The following is a 17,869-nucleotide window of genomic DNA, read 5'->3' as shown; positions in this document are numbered from 1 at the left end:
TTTGCTAATAAAAAGCAATTGGCGGCGTAGGGTTTTTACGGTTGATATGTAACAGGATGAATATTCATTTTTTAATCGCTATATTCAGAAAATAAAATAACCTATTTTGATGGCGGTAAATACGGTGAAAATAAATCACGGCGAAATAAAACGGCGCGCCCGAAGGGGGCGCACCGCCGTAAATTAATAAACCTGCCTGCCGTTGATGCCGGCGGGGAAAATGCCGGTGGCGAACAGATGCCCGTTGGCCTGGATCTGATCGTCGGGCAGCATCTCCAGCGGGAATTCGCCCGCCAGACAGCTGAGAAAGGCGTTGCGATCGTCGGTGGTGGTAAAACCGATCAAATCGTAGAACAGCAGCGACGCGATCAACTGGCGATGTTCCGGGATGCGCCGCAGCAGCGCCGCCGACGGAAACGGCAGGTGGAAGAAGAACGCGCAGTCGTTCAGCAGCCCTTGTTCCTTCAGCGCCTGGGCGCAGGGCAGCAGTTGGTAATCGTCGATGCAGACGATGTCGCCCGGGCACAGGTGTTCGCAGGCGATATCGGCGAAACGGCGATTCAGCTGCCGGTAGGCGCGGTAGTTTTCCGGCGTGAAGTGCGCTTTCTCCGGCTGGTTGTGGAACACCGGCCACAGGCCGTCGTGGTAGTAGCCCTGATAGTGGCGGCGGAACTCTTCGATCGACAACGGGAAGGTCACCTGATCATAACCGGCACGTTGGCGGCAACTGATCGGGCGCTGCGCGAAATTCTGCACGTCGCCGTTCCAGCCGAGCCACAGCCCCGGTTCGGCGTCGGCCGCCAGCGTCTGGCCGGCGCAGGCCAGATCCTTGCCGTCGCACTGCTTGTTGGAAATCAGCACCAAACGAGACATGAGGGTCTCCTTATCAGTGAAGGGCACGCAGGGCGTGCGCCGAACCATCGGCGCGCCAGGGCGCTTGCAGAGCGGGCAGCGTGACGCGCAGGCCGCGCAAAGCCGGGTGCGCAAGGCAGCAGCGCGTCAGCCAGCTTCCCAGCCCGACGCCGCGGTACTCGGCGCTGACGAACAGTTCGCTCACCGAGGCGAAGGTGGCGTAGTCGGTCACCATGCGGGCGAAACCGAGCAGGTGGCGCTTGCGGTACAGCCCGAAGCACAGGCCGTGGTGTACCAGGCGCTCCGCCGCCGCCCGATCCTGCAGGCTGAGGAAACGCTGGATCGCGTCGATATCCAACAACTGCCGATCGGTGCTGATATGAAAAACGCCTTTGCGCCAGCAGAGCAGCGGCTGCATGGACGCCCGTTGCGGTTGCATGTTCATGATTATCCTTAGGTTAACGAATCGGAGGTCGGTTACAGCATCCAGCCGAGTTCGGCGGCGGTGACCTGTTCCTCGAAGCGGCGCAGTTCGGCGCTTTTGCAGGTGTGCCACAGGGTGCAGAACGCCGGGCCGAGCAGCTCACGCAGCGGATCGCTGTGGCGGAACAGCGCCAGCGCCTCCTGTTGGCCGAGCGGCAAGGGCGCGGCGTTATCGCTCTCGCAGCCGTTGGCGGCGGGCGGCAGCGGCAACGGGTGTTCCAGCCCGTGCAACAGGCCGCCGAGCATCACCGCCAGCGCCAGATAAGGGTTGGCGTCGGCGCCGGCCAGGCGGTATTCGATACGCTGGTTGGCGCTGTCGGCGCAGGGCAGGCGCAGCGCCACCGTGCGGTTGTTGTGGCCCCAGGAGGCGCGCAGCGGCACGTGCATGCCGGGGCGGAAGCGGCGAAACGCGTTGATGTTGGGCGCCAGGATCGCCATCGATGCCGGCATCAGCGCCAGCATGCCCGCCATCGCCTGCTGCATGTTATCGCTCAGTTCGCCCGGCGCGCCGGTCAGCAGGTTCTCGCCGTGCTCGTCCTGCAAGCTGATATGGAAATGTAGCCCGCTGCCGGCGGCGTGGGCGCAGGGCTTGGCCATAAAGCAGGCGTGCTGGTGATGCTGCTCGGCAATCTGCCGCGTCAGGCGTTTCAGCGCCATGATCTGGTCGCAGGCTTCCAGCACGCGCCGGCTGTGATGCAGATTCAACTCGTATTGGCCGGAAGCGGCTTCGGCCACCACGCCGGTCAGCGGCAGGCTTTGCAGCCGCGCGTGCCGTTCGATGTCGCTCAGCAGCGCATGGTGGCGCTCGGGCGCATCCACCGCGAAGCTCTGCGTCGGGCAGGCTTCCGCCTCGGCGGGGTGCTGCGGATCCTGCAGGTAGAACTCCAGTTCGGCCGCCACCACCGGGAAGCAGTTGCGCTCGTGCAGGCGCTTCAGCACCCGTTGCAGCACCACGCGCGGCTCCAGCTCGCAGGCGTCGCCGTCGGCGTTTTGCATCGTCAGCAGCAGCTGGGCGTGGCGTTCGGGATCGCGCGCGCAGGGGCGCAGCGTGCCGGGCACCGGCAGGCACAGCCGATCCGGCTCGCCCGCCCGTTGCCCCAGCCCGCTTTCTTCAATCACCCGGCCGTGCAGATCCAGGGCGTAGATCGACAGCGGGAAGTAGCAGCCTTTTTCCAGGCCAAAGGCTTCGGCGATCGGCAGGCGCTTGCCGCGCAGCTGGCCGTTCAGATCGTGCAGATAAATATCCAGCTGTTCGGTATCCGGATAGCGCTGCAGGTAGTGTTCCAGCTCTTTGCGGAAGGTGCGCGTCGGCGATGCGGGCAGCTCCGCCAGCAGAGGATTGAAGCCGATGATATTAGCATGCATGGCGCGCTCCAGAACGAAGACCGGTCACGGCCAGAGGCAGGGATAAACGCATGAGACAACTCTCTTTTGAGGCCATAGCGGCGATGTGAAAAGGGTATCTGCGGCGGCAAAAACTGTCTGTAAAAACGCCGTAACGTTAACGGGGCGCGGAATAAAAATGCCGTAAAGAGCGCGGCGGGTTGGCTGCGCCGGCACGGTCTATACTGGCGAGACGGGGCGTAGAAGGAGAGATAACGATGAAGAGAATAGGGCTGCTTATCGCCGCGCTGGCCGCGTTCCACGCCACCGCGTCTTCCCCACAGGCGTGGGCCGAGAGCGAACGGGCGATGCGCGCCGCCTGCCTGAAAGCCAGCGGGCTAAAAAACGCCAGGGTGGAAGGGGAGATTATTCACTACGGTGATGACGTCGGCTATTCGGCGCTGTTTATCGGTGGGCGCTACCCGCAGCCGTTTATGAAAAACCAGCCGGGCAGGGAGCTGTGCTTATATCAGCGCGCCACGCAGAAGGCGGCGATGCAGGCGGTGGCGGGGGAATAAATAATCCCAGTCTACTTACTGTAGCTGTATTTCTCCCTTGGGATTAATTATTAAGTTGAATTCTTTCATGTATTTACGCCTTTCCGTGTCGTTATTCATCGAGACGCCGAGCAAGACCGAGTATTCTCCCGCAGCCCAGTTTACCTGCGGATAGGTGACGCATTGCCCTGGTTTCAGGTCGGGCAACGGAGTGACTTCTGGTGAGGCCCAGACGATATGCCATTGCTGTTGTTCCTGTCGTGAGACGATCACCCCCCGGTTTTGCAGGCTGTCACCGCTGCGAACGCTGTTGATAGGCACGGCAAAGCAAGGTTGGTTGTCTTTGAGCGAGACGTCTAACGGATGGTACCAAGGCTGAGTGGATTGGCAGCCGTTCAGCAGCAGTGCGCACAGTAAAGAGAGATAAGGTCTTGTCATAGCAAGGTGTTCCGGTTCTTTGGATTGTGCAGGAAAGCTCGCAATACCCATTCATAACGTTTTTTGATGTCTGGCCCAATAATGCCGCTGTAGTTGGTGGCTACGTGGAAGCGATGGGCGGCACGCTGCGCCTGGACGTTGAGCTGCCGGGCGGCAAGCACGTCGGGTTTACGGTTTAAGCGCAGGCTGCCCGCCACTCCCCGCCATTTCCCGTTCGATCACCGTCGCCAGCGCCTGCGCGGCGGAAGAGAGTTGGTGCTGCGCCAGGCGGATCAGGCCCACGCGCCGTTCGATGATCGGGCCGATCAGAGGCACGCAGACCGCCCCCAGCTCATCCATCTGTTTCTCGCACAGCGCCGGCACCGCGCTGGCACCGAGGCCGTTGGCCACCATGCGCCCGACCGTCACCAGCTGGTGGCTTTCAAACGCCACCTCCAGCGTTCGCCCGCTGCGGGCCAGTTCCTGCTCCAGCAGCAGCCGCACCGCCGATGGCCGCTGCAGGGTGATGAAATCCAGCGTCAGCAGCTCCTTCCAGCTGACCTGCGCCTTGCGCGCCAGCGCCGAATCCTTCGGCACCACCGCCAGAAAGCGATCGCGGCACAGCGGGGTGAAGTGCAGGGTGTCGCTCGGCTCCGGTTCGAAGGCGATGCCCATCTCTACCCGCCCTTCACGGATCATTTCAAACACCTGTTCGTTGATGACGTCATGCACCGCCACGTTGATGCCGGCATAGCGATCGCGAAACGCCTTGAGGATCGGCGGCAGCGGGTTGCCGGCGAACGACGGCATGGCGGCGATCGCCACCTTGCCCATCTGCAGGGTGAAGCGCTGACGCATCGCCTCTTCCGCGTTGTCCCAATCCGCCAGCAGCTGGCGCGCCATCGGGAAGAAGGTTTCTCCCTCCGGCGTCAGCGTCACCCGGCGGGTGGTGCGCAGCAGCAGCTGCCCGCCCAGCGCGTCTTCCAGCCCACGGATCGCCAGGCTGAGCGCCGGCTGAGAAATATTCAGCCGCTCGCTGGCTTGGGCGAAATTCAGAGTGTGAGCTACCGCTAAAAACGCACGTAACTGTTTGATGCTCATTTTCATTTTGGTTGGCGTTAACTCTTTGTTAATTGTCGGTTAACGAGTGATTAATAAAAATTCTAAATGAATGCGGCATAAAAACAAAATTAACAAATCATTTTTGTGACCTGAAGATGCCCTCACGCAAGGCAGGGCATTTCGCCCTGCGCCGCAACATGCAGGGGCAACGATATGGCAGGGCTCGACAAACGCGTCGGCAGCTACCAGGAAGCGCTGGCAGGCCTGACGGACAACATGACGGTGCTGGCGGGCGGCTTTGGCCTGTGCGGCATCCCGGAGAATCTGATCGAAGAGATCCGCCGGCGCGGCGTGCGCGGGTTGACGGTGGTTTCCAACAACTGCGGCGTCGACGGGTTCGGCCTCGGGCGGCTGCTGGAAACCCATCAGATCCGCAAGGTGGTGGGATCTTACGTCGGTGAAAACGCGCTGTTCGAGCAGCAGGCGCTCAGCGGCGAGCTGGAGGTGGATCTCACGCCGCAGGGCACGCTGGCGGAGAAGATCCGCGCCGGCGGCGCCGGTATCCCGGCGTTCTTCACCGCCACCGGTTACGGCACGCCGATCGCCGAAGGCAAAGAGGTACGCGAGTTCAACGGCCGCCCCTACATCATGGAAACCGCTATCACCGGCGATTTCGCCATCGTGAAAGGCTGGAAGGCCGATCACTTCGGCAACGTCATCTACCGCCACACCGCGCAGAACTTCAATCCGCTGATGGCGACCGCCGGGCGCATCACGGTGGTGGAAGTGGAAGAGATCGTGGCGCCGGGCGAGCTGGATCCGGCGGCGATCCACACCCCAGGCATCTATGTCGATCGGCTGATCCAGGGCACCTTCGAGAAGCGTATCGAACAACGCACCCTGCGGGCATAAGGAGAATTCGCATGCTTACCCGTGAACAAATGGCGCAGCGCGTGGCGCAAGAGCTGAGGGACGGTTACTACGTCAACCTGGGCATCGGCATTCCGACGCTGGTGGCCAACTACGTGCCGGCGGGCATGGACGTGATGCTGCAGTCGGAAAACGGCCTGCTGGGGATGGGCGAGTTCCCGACCGAGCAGCAGCTGGACGCCGACATGATCAACGCCGGCAAGCAGACGGTCACCGCGCGCCTCGGCGCGTCGATCTTCGATTCGGCGCAGTCGTTCGCCATGATCCGCGGCGGCCACGTCGATCTGACCGTGCTGGGGGCGTTTGAAGTGGACATCGAGGGCAACATCGCCTCGTGGATGATCCCCGGCAAGATGGTCAAGGGCATGGGCGGCGCGATGGATCTGGTGGCGGGGGCGGAGAACATCATCGTGGTGATGACCCACGCCTCGAAGGGCGGCGAGTCCAAGCTGCTGCCGCGCTGCACGCTGCCGCTGACCGGGGCCAACTGCATCCGCAAAGTATTGACCGATCTGGCCTATCTGGAAATAGAAGACGGCGCCTTCGTGCTGCGCGAACGCGCGCCCGGCGTCAGCGTGGCGGAGATTGTCGCCAAAACCGCCGGCCGGCTGATCGTGCCAGAGCAAGTGCCGGAAATGCGTTTCTGAAAAGGGAGGTGAATGTGCAACAACGTGAAGTGGTGATCGTGGGGGCGACGCGCACGCCGGTCGGCAGTTTTCACGGCGCGCTGGCGCCGCTGACGGCGGTGGAACTGGGCACGGCGGCGGTGCAGGGGCTGCTGACGCAAAGCGGTGTGCCGCCGCAGCAGATCGATGAAGTGATCCTCGGCCAGGTACTGACCGCCGGCTGCGGACAGAATCCGGCGCGTCAGACCGCGCTGAACGCCGGGCTGCCCGTGACGACCCCGGCGCTGACCATCAACAAGGTGTGCGGCTCCGGTTTGAAGGCGGTACATCTGGCGGTGCAGGCGATCCGCAGCGGTGACGCCGACGCGGTGATCGCCGGCGGCCAGGAAAGCATGAGCCAGTCGCCTTACCTGATGGCCGGTGCGCGCGCCGGCCTGCGCCTCGGTCACGCGCAGATGGTGGACAGCGTGATCCACGATGGCCTGTGGGACGCGTTCAACGACTACCACATGGGCATCACCGCCGAGAACCTGGCGGAGAAATACGCCATCAGCCGCGCCGAGCAGGACAGCTTTGCGCTGTGCTCGCAGCAGAAGGCGCAGGCGGCGCAGCAGGCCGGGCGTTTTGCGCAGGAGATTACGCCGGTGACGGTGCCGCAGCCGAAGGGCGAGGCGCTGCGGGTAGAGCGCGACGAACAGCCGCGCGACACCAGCCTGGAGGCGCTGGCGCGGTTGCGCCCGGCGTTTCGCAAAGAGGGCACGGTGACCGCCGGCAACGCCTCGTCGCTCAACGACGGCGCCGCCGTGGTGTTGCTGATGAGCGCGGAAAAAGCCGCCGCGCTGCGCTTGCCGGTACTGGCGCGCATCGCCGGTTACGCCTCGTCGGGGGTCGATCCGGCGATCATGGGCATCGGCCCGGCGCCGGCCGCGCGCCGCTGCCTGGAGAAAGCCGGCTGGCGGCTGGAGGACGTCGATCTGATCGAGGCTAACGAAGCCTTCGCCGCGCAGGCGCTGGCGGTGGGCAAAGAACTGGGCTGGGAGGCGGAGCGGGTCAACGTCAACGGCGGAGCGATCGCGCTGGGGCATCCGATCGGCGCCTCCGGCTGCCGCATTTTGGTGTCGCTGCTGTACGAAATGCAGCGCCGCGAGGTGAACAAGGGGCTGGCGATGCTGTGCATCGGCGGCGGGCAGGGGGTGGCGCTGGCGGTAGAGCGCCCGTAAACAACCGAGGAGGGCACCATGCAGTCATCTGACTATGCGGTACTGGGCGCCGGGCTGATGGGGGTGGGTATCGCCACCCACTTTATTCGCCACGGCCATGAGGTGTTGCTGTATGACCCGGATCCGCAGCGCCTGGCGGAAGCGCCGGCGGTAGCGAGCGGCATTCTGGCCGAGCTGAGCGACGTCGGGCAGTTTGATCGCGGTGAGCGCGACGCGGCGCTGGCGCGCCTGCGCGTGACCGGCGATCTGAATGGCGTGGCGCGCGCCCGGCTGCTTATCGAGGCGATCCCGGAACGGCTCGAGCTGAAGCACGCGCTGTATGAGCAACTGGAGGGGCTGATCGCCGACGACGCGGTGATTGCCAGCAACACCAGCGGCCTGCCGCCGGACGAGCTGGCGGCGCGCATGACCCATCCGCAGCGGCTGCTGATCGCCCACTTCTGGCACCCGCCGCACCTGATCCCGCTGGTGGAGATCGTGCCCGGCCGCGCCACCGATCCGCGCCATCTGGCGGCGGTGCAGGCGCTGCTCGGCGGGATGGCGCTGGAGGCGGTGCTGCTGGAACGCGCCGCGCCGGGGTTTGTCGGCAACCGGCTGCAGTTTGCGGTGCTGCGCGAGGCGCTGCACATCGTCCACAGCGGCATCGCCAGCGCCGAGGTGGTGGATCAGGTGATGCGCGCCTCGCTGGGGCGGCGCTACGCCATGGTCGGCCCGCTGGAGGCCGCCGACATGACCGGGCTGGCGACGGTGGCGGACATCGCCCGCCACCTGTTCCCGGAACTGGCGACCGGCGACGAGATGATGGCGCTGGTGGAACAGCGGCTGCGGCGCGGCGATACCGGCCAGCGCAGCGGCCGGGGATTTTATCTTTGGGATGAAGCGCGCAGGGAACGCATTCAACGGCGACGGGCGCATCAGCTGCGCTTTGCGCTGAAACCGTAATTTCGCACGCCGTACCTGACAATAACAACGATAGCGAGGTGCCTGATGAGCGTTTTGATTGCCCTGGCAGCACTGGGATTACTGATGCTGGCCGCCTACCGCGGCTACAGCGTGATTTTGTTCGCCCCGATCGCCGCGCTGGGCGCGGTGCTGTTGACCGATCCCGGCGCGGTGGCGCCGACCTTCACCGGGCTGTTTATGGAGAAGATGGTCGGCTTCGTGAAGCTCTACTTCCCGGTGTTCCTGCTGGGGGCGGTATTCGGCAAGCTGATCGAGCTGTCCGGCTTCTCCCGTTCGATCGTCGCGGCGGCGATCCGTATTCTCGGCCGACGCCACGCCATTCCGGTGATCGTGCTGGTGTGCGCGCTGTTGACCTACGGCGGGGTGTCGCTGTTCGTGGTGGCGTTCGCGGTCTATCCGTTCGCCGCCGAGCTGTTCCGCCAGAGCGGCATCCCCAAGCGGCTGATCCCGGCCACCGTAGCGCTCGGCGCCTTCTCCTTCACCATGGACGCCTTGCCCGGCACGCCGCAGATCCAAAACATCATCCCGACCAGTTTCTTCGGCACCAATGCCTGGGCTGCGCCCTGGCTGGGGCTGATCGGCTCGCTGTTCATCATCGCGGTCGGTCTGCTGTATCTTGAACGCCAGCGGCGCAAGGCGCAGCTGAAGGGGGAGGGTTACGGTACCGATCTGCTGAACGAGCCGGAAACCCCGGACGACATCAACCTGCCGAACCCGCTGATCGCCATCCTGCCGTTGATTTTGGTCGGGGTATTCAACCTTGGCTTCACCCATTGGATCCCGCAGTGGTACGGCGCCAGCCACGACCTGACGCTGCCGGGGCTGGCCAAGCCGATCACCACCGATGTGGCGAAGATCACCGCCATCTGGGCGGTGGAAGCGGCGCTGGTGTCGGGTATTCTGCTGGTGGTGGTGTTCGGCTTTCGCAATATTCGCGGCCGGCTGGCGGAAGGCAGCAAGACGGCGGTCGGCGGCGCAATTCTGGCGGCGATGAACACCGCCTCCGAATACGGCTTCGGCGCGGTGATCGCCGCGCTGCCGGGCTTTTTGGTGCTGTCGCAGGCGCTGTCGGCAATCCCCAACCCGCTGCTGAACGAAGCGATCAGCGTCACCCTGCTGGCCGGCATCACCGGTTCGGCCTCCGGCGGCATGAGCATCGCGCTGGCGGCGATGTCCGACAGCTTTATCGCCGCCGCCCATGCGGCACACATTCCGCTGGAGGTGCTGCACCGGGTGGCCTCGATGGCCAGCGGCGGCATGGACACCTTGCCGCACAACGGCGCGGTGATCACCCTGCTGGCGATCACCGGCCTTAGCCACCGGCAGGCCTATGGCGGCATCTTCGCCATCACCCTGATCAAGAGCGCCGCGGTGCTGTTCGTGATCGGCGTGTTCTACCTGACCGGCATTGTTTAAAGGAGCGATACCATGAGTGTACAAGGCAAAACCGCGCTGGTGACCGGCTCGACCAGCGGCATCGGCCTCGGGATAGCATCCGTGCTGGCCGCCGCCGGCGCGCGCGTGATCCTCAACGGCTTCGGCGACGTGGAGCAGGCGCAAATGCAGGTCGCGCAGCTGGGCGCCGCGCCGGGGTATCACGGCGCCGATCTCGGCGATGCGGCCCAGATAGCGGACATGATGCACTATGCCGAACGCGAGTTCGGCGGCGTGGATATTCTGGTGAACAACGCCGGCATTCAGCACGTGGCGCCGCTGGATCAGTTCCCGGTGGAGAAATGGAACGCCATTCTCGCCATCAACCTGTCGGCGGTGTTCCATACCTGCCGATTGGCGCTGCCGGGGATGCGCGAGCGCAACTGGGGGCGCATCATCAACGTGGCGTCGGTGCACGGGCTGGTGGCGTCGAAAGACAAGTCGGCCTATGTGGCGGCCAAGCACGGCGTGGTGGGGCTGACCAAGACGCTGGCGCTGGAGACCGCGCGCACGCCCGTCACCTGCAACGCCATCTGCCCCGGCTGGGTGTTGACGCCGCTGGTGCAGCAGCAGATCGACAAACGCATTGCCGCCGGGACCGATCCGCAGCAGGCATGCGATGAGCTGTTGGCGGAGAAGCAGCCTTCGCAAGCGTTCGTCACGCCTGAGCAGCTCGGCGAGCTGGCGCTGTTCCTGTGCAGCGACGCGGCGGCGCAGGTGCGCGGCGCCGCCTGGAACATGGACGGCGGCTGGCTGGCGCAGTAGTGAATTCTCTCTCCCGGAGCGCGCAACGCGCTCCGTCGTTATTTCCCGCCTTTAGTTAATTCCCCTGCGTGACGGTTTACCTGCGGCAATAATATTTATTTGTTATTTGCTATCTTTATTCCCGGATAATCACGCCGGGTTATTTTGGATAAAAGATGCGGATTGGTTTATTTCGTGCTGCAGTTATTACATTGTTTTTCTTCGCGTTACAGATGAACACGTTTATGCTGAAAATAAAACCAACCTGGAATAATGGCAGATTATGACGTGAATTTTTATATCTTGCGTGCGCTGTTTACATCGGGTAATTATTTCCGCGTGGCTTAAGACCACCGTGTTTATAACAATAATTTTTTCGGGCAGGGGTAATAATGAGAAAAAATACAACGCCAATATTCATTGGCGGTGTCTTGCTGTCGGCGTTATCCGCCGGCGCACAGGCCGAGATCACCATTCTGGATAAAAACCCGCAGAGCAATGTGTTGCTGGCGCCGCTCAGTTTAAAGGTGGGCGGCAGCATTCGCCCCGAGTGGATCTTCAATAACGGCCCGGAGCCGGGCTATAACAAAAACGGCCACGACGGCGGCACGCGTTTTCGCTTCAGCGGCGACTATGCGCTGACGCAGGACACCTCGATCATCGGCTATTACGAGTGGGGCGTGGATCTTGCGCACGCGCTCAGCTGGGACGGGCACTATAACGAAGACGGCAAGCGCGACTATCAGCGCCAGCTGTACGCCGGTTTCAAGGACGATCGTTACGGCACCCTCACCTACGGCCATCAATACGGCATCTATTATTCGGTGGTCGGCATCAAAAGCGACGTCTGGGATAACGATGGCCATGCGGGCGGCACCGGTATCGGTATTTCCGGCGACTACGACGGCGGCAATAAACCGAAAAACAGCATCAAGTACACCAATGATTTCGGGCCGGTGACGCTGTATGCCAACTATTTATTGCCGGAAGACGATCTGCACACTGCGGATAACCTGATTTACCGCCGCAAGGGCGGAGGTGGGTTGGGCTTCGATTACAAGGTGACGAAAGACTTCACCTTCAGCGCGGCCTACAGTTATACCGATGCGAAGATCAAAGACAATCTGTACAGCGAAAAGGATTATCACCAGCAGCTGTCCGGCACCGCGTTGACCTGGCAGCCGAACAACTGGTACATCGTCGGCACCGCCAGCTATTACAAAGACTATGTGCCGAGCACCCGCCAGCGCACGCTGTCGCACTTCTTCGCCGGTGACGGCTACGGGCTGGAAGGTTTTGTTGGTTACACCTTCAATATCGACAAGCCGTTCCTCAAATCGATCCAGCCTTACGTGGCGGCGGACTCGCTGCGGCTGAAGGGTGACGAGGCGTATCACGCCAACCACGTTTACCTTGGCGCGGGCACCACCATTGGTTACGGTCTGTCGGTGTATGTGGAGCGCACGCTGGCCAACAGCAGCGACAACGAGCCGGACTCCACCTGGATTACGGTGTTCTACGACTTCTGATCCGCCTCTTGCCAGGCCGGCATACGCCGGCCGTTCACATGCTGATCGCGCCGCCCAGGGGCTGCCCGGAGGCGTTGCGCTCCGCCAGATAACGCGCCGGCGGTTTGCCCACCGCCTTTCTGAACATGGTGACGAAGCCGCTGGCGCTTTCATAGCCCAGATCCAACGCTACCGTCTGTACGCTCTCGCCCTGCGTCAAGCGCTGCAGCGCCAGCATCACGTGCAGCTGGCGCCGCCAGTGGCCGAAGCTCATGCCCATCTGCTGTTGCAAGGTGCGGCTGAGGGAGCGCTCGCTCATGCCGATGCGCTGCGCCCACTGCCCGAGGGTGGATTTGTCCGCCGGGCAGCTCAGCATGCCTTCGGTCAACTGCCGGATGCGCGCGTCGTCTGATACTGGCAGGTGCAGATTCTCGATCGGCGCGGCCACCAGCTGATCCAGCAGTACCGCCGTCAGGCGCCCTTCGGCGCCCTGTTCGTCGTAGAGCGGCTCGAAGGTGGTGGCCTGCAGCAGCAGTTCGCGCAGCAGCGGCGAGACCGACAGCGTGCAGCAGCTTTGCGGCAAGCCTGCGACGACGTGTTGATCGACGAACAGGCAGTAAGCTTCCGTTGAGCCGGCGCCTTGGGCGTTGTGCAACACGTTGCCCGGCATCCACAGCGCGCACTGCGGTGGCACCAGCCACAGGCCGTTTTCCACTTCGCAGCGGATCATGCCGCGCACGGTATAGATCAGCTGCGCCTTTTGATGACGGTGCGGCTCGACTTCCCAGTCCTGTTCGATAGTGGAACTCTGTACGGCGAACAGCGGGCGCGGCACCTGATCGATATCGAGATTGCGGCGAGGGATCTGTACTTTCATGAGAATAATTCTCAATTTGGCGGAATTGAAAAGTATTATGTCCTGATTGCGCAATGTGGTCTAGCGTCGGTGCCGATAAAGTAAGCGCCAGTCCTAAAACCCTTTCGCGAGGAAACTGATTATGTCACTCGATACCGCCACTTTTCCGCTGGTGTGGATGCGCCGAAACGGGCGCGATACCCAGGCCGAGCTGGCTGAATTCAGCACGCTGTTGGCGCGCGCCGAACCCTTTGTCTTGATGACCGACCGCAGCGTCGGCGATGAAGGTGAAGAGCACGATCGCGATGCCCGCACCCAGGTGGCGCTGTGGAAACGCGATAACCGCGAGGCGCTGAAGCAGTGGGTGAAAGGCATGATCATGCTGGAGCCGGACGACGCCAAACGCGCGGCGGCGGAAGAATTCGCCGAATACGGCGCCAAATTCTGGGGTTATCCGATACTGGTGGCCACCGATGAAGCCACAGGCCGGATGCTGGCGCAGACATTACTGAGCAAATAAGGGGAATACCATGCACCAGCAACAGGTGATTGAACAGCTGCTGGCCTGGATCGAGCAGAGCCTGGATCAGCCGCTGACGCTGGACGACATTGCCGCCAAGTCCGGCTACTCCAAGTGGCATTTGCAGCGGATATTCAAGCAGCATACCGGCCATATTCTCGGCACTTACGCGCGCCGCAGAAGGCTGACCGCCGCCGCGCGCGAACTGCGCCTGACCGGCACCAGCGTGGCCTGCATCGCCGATACTTACCAGTTCGATTCACAGCAGACCTTCACCCGCTGCTTCCGCAAGCAATTCGGTTTGCCGCCGGCCAGCTATCGCCGCAGCCAGGATTGGTCGAGCTATGGCCTGCAGCCGCCGCTGCGGCTGACCGAAGCGCCGTTGCCGCAGGCCGACATCGTGACGCTGCCCGCCATGCAGCTGGTGGGCAACACCCAGCGCCGCAGCTTCACGCTGGGGCAGTTGGCGGACTCCAAGTGCGAGCTGCGCCGCCATGCCTGGCGGCAACTGCTGCGGCCGCAGGCGCTGCCGGAGGTGGTGTACGGCCTTACCAGCCTGGAGGTCGACAGGCAACGCCGGGGCTGCCCGCGTATGGCGTATACCGCCGCTTTGCCGGACGAAGGGGCGATGGGGGAGCGGGTGACTATCGAACAGGGAGAGTATGCCCGTTTCACCTATCAGGGGCAGGCGGAAGGGTTACAAAACTTTATTGTCCGATTGTATGACACTGCCATGCCGCAGATGAACGCCATCCGCCGGCCGGGGCAGGATATCGAGCGTTTCTACCCGGCGCAGGAGGGCTGTTGCCCGCTCGGCGGCGCGGCGATCCGCTGTGAATATCTGATCCCCATTCGGCGGGGGGAAGCGTTGGCCGCCGCCAGTTAGGCGGCGGTTCTCGCAAAAAATCGCCTTCGTGGCGCGTCAGGTTACAAAAAATTGCGATATTACATCGGTAATGGTTCACACTTTGATTGATGTGCACATATAATGCGCATCCGGTCAAACCCCCCTGGCTTTTCAGGCCGCAGCGCCGTTGGCTGTCGGCTGAAATTCAACGGGGTAAAGTGGCCGTAGAAACCGATATCCCTAATCGCCAGTGGCCTTGACCAACACGAAGATGAAAATGAGCATTCGCGCGTTATTAACCCTGTTTACGGCACTGGTTGCTTTCAGCCAGGCTGCCTTCGCCGTCGTTTACCCGTTGCCGCCAAAAGACAGCCGTTTGGTGGGCGAGAATATCCAAATCACCGTACCGGAAGACAGCAAACTGCCGCTGGAGAGCTTCGCCGCCCAGTATCAGATGGGGCTGAGCAACATGCTGGAGGCCAACCCGGGCGTGGATCCGTTCCTGCCGAAGGCCGGCAGCACCCTGACCATCCCGCAACAGCTGATCCTGCCGGACGCGCCGCGTGAAGGCATCATCATCAACAGCGCAGAGATGCGTCTGTACTACTACCCGAAAGGTTCCAACACCGTGGTGGTGCTGCCGATCGGTATCGGCCAGTTGGGTAAAGACACCCCGCTGAACTGGACCACCACCGTGCAGCGCAAGAAAGACGGCCCGACCTGGACACCGACCGCCAAAATGCGCGCCGAATACGCGGCTGACGGCGAAATCCTGCCTGCGGTGTTCCCGGCCGGCCCGGACAACCCGATGGGGCTGTATGCGCTGTATGTTGGCCGCCTGTATGCCATCCACGGCACCAACGCCAACTTCGGCATCGGCCTGCGCGTGAGCCACGGCTGCGTGCGTCTGCGCGCCGACGACATCAAGTACCTGTTCGAAAACGTGCCGGTCGGCACCCGCGTGCAGTTCATCAATGAACCGATGAAAGCCACCGTCGAACCGGACGGCTCGCGCTATGTGGAAGTGCACAACCCGCTGTCGGCCAACGAAGAGCAGCTGCAATCGAAAGATCCGGTGCCGCTGACCATTTCCGCGCCAGTCGGCAAAGTGCTGATGGACGCCGGTGTTAACCAGAGCGAAGTGGACGCGGCGATCAAGGCCCGTTCCGGTATGCCGGTGAAAGTGAACTGAAAGCCTTCCGGCCTCAGTGAAAATGCCAAGAAGACGCCTGCGGGCGTCTTTTTTTATGCTTGTAAAACATGTTGTTGCGTGTGCGTTCGCAATGATGCCCTCAGCATTGCACAGAAAGAAGTCATGATGCGCGCCATCATGCAAATCGGGTTTCCCATGGTGGCCATCATCGACGTTTGAGGTGATGCTGGCGAGAAGGAATGCTCTGGAAAAGTGTTTCACTCAGTGCTATGTTTCATGGGGAAGTCATTGCAATGCGTACATTTAAAACTCGTTGGTTTAGCAAGAAGGCTCAGGCGCACGGCATTACCGATAAGGCATTATGTCGGGCGGTACACGATGTACAACGGGGTTTGGCTGTGGATTTAGGCGGTGGTGTATTTAAAAAACGTCTTAATCACAATCGGGACCGTGCGTTGGTATTAGCGAAAAACGGTCGGCATTGGGTGTATGTTTTTTTGTTTGCCAAGCAGGTCCAGGCCAATATCTCTGGGGCGGAATTGCAAGCTTTTCGCAAGTTGGCGGTGCATTTTGGCGCGTTGAGCGACGAAATGCTCCAATCCTTGGTCGTAAAGAACGAATGGATGGAGATTTGCCATGAAGAAGGAAAAAACGTTTCGGAGTCCGGCCTTTGAGGCGATTCACAGCGCGGCTGAAGGATTGCATCGTACTGGCGCCATTTCTCTGGAAACCCTACGCAGTTTCGACGAGTCTTGCCTTGCTCCGGTCGAGATGTTACAGCCCCAAGAGATCAAAGCCTTGCGTGAGCAGCTATGTTTAAGCCAACCGGTTTTTGCCCGTTATCTGAATACCAGCGTGTCGACCATACAGAAATGGGAGACGGGGGTGAAGCGGCCGGGCGGCGTGTCGCTTAAGCTGCTTTCGATCGTACGCAAGCACGGGCTTGAGGTCTTGTTGTAGTGACCGTTTGGGCTGTCACTATTCTCACATTATCCTCTCTGGCTTTGGCTCTCTGAAATGCCCGAATCGCAATTATTCCAATAAAAACTATCGCTAATTAATAAGTTATATCTTCTCCCTTATCGCCTGCCATTGAAAAAATTCTCGCAAAAAAAACCACGCTGTGAAAATAAGATCACACAAGCGTAACAAAAGGTAAACAAACCCCTCCTATATTGGCTGCTTCGCTTTTGTGAGGGAGTGTCATGCGTAACTGGAACGAACCGAAAAAGAACAAAGCGCACATCGAACTGATCCCGATGATCGACGTGATGATGTTTTTATTGGTGTTTTTCGTCTTGATCAGCCTGAACGTCATTCCGGCGCTCGGGCTGAAAACGCAGCTGCCGTCCGCCGGCAGTGCGCAGCAGCTGAAACCGCAGAAGAAAGCGATTATCACGCTGGGGGCCGACGAACAGCTGCAGCTGGATGGCCAGCCGATCGCGCTCGGCGCGTTGGTCACTACGCTCAAGCAACAGCAGCAGGCCAACCAGACCACCACCATCATCGTCAACAGCGACAAGGGCGTGGCGGTCGAGCGGCTGGTGGCGGTCATGGACAACCTGCGCCAGGGCGGTTTCTTCTCCGTCTCCATCGCGACACGGAAGCTGTGACATGTATCTGCTCTATCGCTCACGTCATCTTTTCAGCTGGCTGCCGGCGCTGATTGTCGCCGGTTGCCTGCTGTTCGCCAGCCAGCAGGCGGCGCTGAAGATCCAGCCGCGCTACGACGAAACTGCCATCGAACTGGCGCTGGTGGAGCCTGAACCGGCGCCTGAACCTCAACCGGAAACGCCGCCGGAACCTCAGCCCGAACCGCCGCCGCCCGAGCCGGAGCCGATCCCCGAACCGGTGGTGCCGGCGCCGGAACCGATCGTGGAAGCCAAGCCGGTGCCGAAACCGCAGCCGAAGCCAAAGCCCAAGCCGGTAAAAGAGAAAGCCAAACCGGTAGAGAAACCTAAACCGACGCCGGCGCCCGCCGCGCCGCGCGCGCTGGTCAGCAAACCGGCGGCGCAGCCCGCACCGGCCGCCCCCGCGGCGCCGAAGGTGAACGCGCAGGCGATTGAAAACGGCTATCTGCTGGCCTTGCGCCGCGAGCTGGAACAGCGCAAGCGCTACCCAAGCGGGCGTCAGGCCTCACTCGAGCGCCCGCAGGGCAACGTCGAAGTGTGGCTGGAGGTCGATCGCAGTGGGCGGGTGCTCTCTTCCGGCATCGCCAACAAAGCCGCCAGCATGCTGCTGAACCGCGCGGCGATGAGCAGCCTGCAAAGCATCAGTTCAGTGAAGCCGTTCCCGAGCGAGGCGTTCGCCGGGCAAACAACCAAAAGATTTACCGCGACGTTCAATTATCAGGCGCCTTAGCGCAAGGGTTAAT

21 protein-coding genes and 1 pseudogene are annotated in these 17,869 nt (G+C 61.8%); 16 read left to right on the top strand and 6 right to left on the bottom strand.

What is annotated here, in order from left to right; genetic code table 11:
• Positions 1–183: 183 nt before the first annotated feature.
• Genes RE418_RS03560 through RE418_RS03550 form a run of 3 tightly spaced genes read right to left on the bottom strand, consistent with a single transcriptional unit; the run spans position 184 to position 2,700 of the window.
• Positions 184–873, bottom strand: a complete 690-nt coding sequence (locus RE418_RS03560) for a trehalose-6-phosphate synthase (protein WP_089181630.1) — start codon at positions 871–873, stop codon at positions 184–186.
• Positions 874–886: 13 nt separating this feature from the next.
• Positions 887–1,297: a GNAT family N-acetyltransferase gene (locus tag RE418_RS03555; protein WP_089181631.1), complete on the bottom strand. Its 411-nt coding sequence runs from the start codon at positions 1,295–1,297 to the stop codon at positions 887–889.
• Between the two features lie 32 nt (positions 1,298–1,329).
• Entirely contained in the window at positions 1,330–2,700 is a 1,371-nt protein-coding gene (locus RE418_RS03550) for a glutamine synthetase family protein (RefSeq protein ID WP_049207777.1), read from the bottom strand.
• A 236-nt stretch (positions 2,701–2,936) separates the two neighbouring features.
• Between RE418_RS03550 and RE418_RS03545 the strand changes: the two genes are divergently transcribed.
• A complete protein-coding gene (locus RE418_RS03545) occupies positions 2,937–3,236 on the top strand; it encodes a hypothetical protein (protein ID WP_399675812.1) in 300 nt (99 codons plus the stop codon).
• 15 nt (positions 3,237–3,251) lie between these two features.
• Here RE418_RS03545 and RE418_RS03540 read toward each other — a convergent pair whose 3' ends face one another.
• A complete protein-coding gene (locus tag RE418_RS03540; RefSeq protein WP_089181633.1) occupies positions 3,252–3,653 on the bottom strand; it encodes a putative T6SS immunity periplasmic lipoprotein in 402 nt (133 codons plus the stop codon).
• A 101-nt stretch (positions 3,654–3,754) separates the two neighbouring features.
• On the opposite strand from RE418_RS03540, the pseudogene RE418_RS03535 reads away from it, so the two are divergent.
• Positions 3,755–3,832: pseudogene (locus RE418_RS03535) on the top strand (transcriptional regulator); the annotation flags it as partial.
• Here the strand turns inward: RE418_RS03535 and RE418_RS03530 are convergent.
• Entirely contained in the window at positions 3,822–4,739 is a 918-nt protein-coding gene (locus RE418_RS03530; RefSeq protein ID WP_089181634.1) for a LysR family transcriptional regulator, read from the bottom strand. The pseudogene RE418_RS03535 and the gene RE418_RS03530 overlap by 11 nt on opposite strands.
• A 168-nt stretch (positions 4,740–4,907) precedes the next feature.
• Here RE418_RS03530 and RE418_RS03525 point away from each other — a divergent pair, with 168 nt between their 5' ends.
• The 7 genes from RE418_RS03525 to RE418_RS03495 all read left to right on the top strand — a co-directional run bounded on the left by RE418_RS03525 (position 4,908) and on the right by RE418_RS03495 (position 12,140).
• Positions 4,908–5,606, top strand: coding sequence for a CoA transferase subunit A (locus tag RE418_RS03525; protein ID WP_004933280.1), 699 nt, complete (start codon positions 4,908–4,910; stop codon positions 5,604–5,606).
• 11 nt (positions 5,607–5,617) lie between these two features.
• On the top strand, positions 5,618–6,271 hold the full coding sequence (locus tag RE418_RS03520; protein ID WP_049204566.1) for a CoA transferase subunit B: 654 nt from the start codon (positions 5,618–5,620) through the stop codon (positions 6,269–6,271).
• Positions 6,272–6,285: 14 nt separating this feature from the next.
• A complete protein-coding gene (locus tag RE418_RS03515; RefSeq protein ID WP_089181635.1) occupies positions 6,286–7,470 on the top strand; it encodes an acetyl-CoA C-acetyltransferase in 1,185 nt (394 codons plus the stop codon).
• An 18-nt stretch (positions 7,471–7,488) separates the two neighbouring features.
• Positions 7,489–8,412: a 3-hydroxyacyl-CoA dehydrogenase family protein gene (locus RE418_RS03510; protein WP_089181636.1), complete on the top strand. Its 924-nt coding sequence runs from the start codon at positions 7,489–7,491 to the stop codon at positions 8,410–8,412.
• Positions 8,413–8,454: 42 nt separating this feature from the next.
• On the top strand, positions 8,455–9,849 hold the full coding sequence (locus RE418_RS03505) for a GntP family permease (RefSeq protein WP_197791184.1): 1,395 nt from the start codon (positions 8,455–8,457) through the stop codon (positions 9,847–9,849).
• 12 nt (positions 9,850–9,861) lie between these two features.
• Positions 9,862–10,632, top strand: coding sequence for a 3-hydroxybutyrate dehydrogenase (locus RE418_RS03500; RefSeq protein ID WP_089181637.1), 771 nt, complete (start codon positions 9,862–9,864; stop codon positions 10,630–10,632).
• Positions 10,633–11,003: 371 nt separating this feature from the next.
• Positions 11,004–12,140, top strand: a complete 1,137-nt coding sequence (locus tag RE418_RS03495; RefSeq protein ID WP_089181638.1) for a porin — start codon at positions 11,004–11,006, stop codon at positions 12,138–12,140.
• 34 nt (positions 12,141–12,174) lie between these two features.
• Here the strand turns inward: RE418_RS03495 and RE418_RS03490 are convergent, their stop codons facing one another.
• Positions 12,175–12,996 (bottom strand): helix-turn-helix transcriptional regulator, encoded by an 822-nt coding sequence (locus RE418_RS03490; RefSeq protein WP_049204574.1) that lies wholly within the window; start codon positions 12,994–12,996, stop codon positions 12,175–12,177.
• A 121-nt stretch (positions 12,997–13,117) separates the two neighbouring features.
• On the opposite strand from RE418_RS03490, the gene RE418_RS03485 reads away from it, so the two are divergent.
• From RE418_RS03485 to RE418_RS03455, 7 genes are all read left to right on the top strand, one after another.
• The gene (locus RE418_RS03485; RefSeq protein WP_025305158.1) at positions 13,118–13,495 is read left to right on the top strand and encodes a hypothetical protein; all 378 of its coding nucleotides are present in this window, start codon (positions 13,118–13,120) and stop codon (positions 13,493–13,495) included.
• 10 nt (positions 13,496–13,505) lie between these two features.
• Positions 13,506–14,381: a helix-turn-helix domain-containing protein gene (locus RE418_RS03480; RefSeq protein ID WP_043136214.1), complete on the top strand. Its 876-nt coding sequence runs from the start codon at positions 13,506–13,508 to the stop codon at positions 14,379–14,381.
• 232 nt (positions 14,382–14,613) lie between these two features.
• A complete protein-coding gene (locus tag RE418_RS03475; RefSeq protein ID WP_025305160.1) occupies positions 14,614–15,534 on the top strand; it encodes a L,D-transpeptidase family protein in 921 nt (306 codons plus the stop codon).
• A gap of 254 nt (positions 15,535–15,788) precedes the next feature.
• A complete protein-coding gene (locus RE418_RS03470; protein ID WP_033641319.1) occupies positions 15,789–16,169 on the top strand; it encodes a type II toxin-antitoxin system RelE/ParE family toxin in 381 nt (126 codons plus the stop codon).
• A complete protein-coding gene (locus RE418_RS03465) occupies positions 16,132–16,455 on the top strand; it encodes a DNA-binding transcriptional regulator (protein WP_049207794.1) in 324 nt (107 codons plus the stop codon). The genes RE418_RS03470 and RE418_RS03465 overlap by 38 nt, the downstream gene beginning before the upstream one ends.
• A gap of 245 nt (positions 16,456–16,700) precedes the next feature.
• Positions 16,701–17,108, top strand: a complete 408-nt coding sequence (locus RE418_RS03460) for a biopolymer transporter ExbD (RefSeq protein ID WP_049207797.1) — start codon at positions 16,701–16,703, stop codon at positions 17,106–17,108.
• 1 nt (position 17,109) lies between these two features.
• Entirely contained in the window at positions 17,110–17,856 is a 747-nt protein-coding gene (locus RE418_RS03455) for an energy transducer TonB (protein ID WP_033636946.1), read from the top strand.
• The last annotated feature ends 13 nt before the right edge of the window (positions 17,857–17,869 follow it).

Source organism: Serratia sp. szju, from assembly GCF_044594185.1.
In the GTDB taxonomy this organism is placed as follows: Bacteria; Pseudomonadota; Gammaproteobacteria; order Enterobacterales; family Enterobacteriaceae; genus Serratia; species Serratia bockelmannii.
The sequence above is the reverse complement of the archived record's forward strand: the minus strand, read 5'-3'. Positions and strand labels throughout refer to the sequence as shown.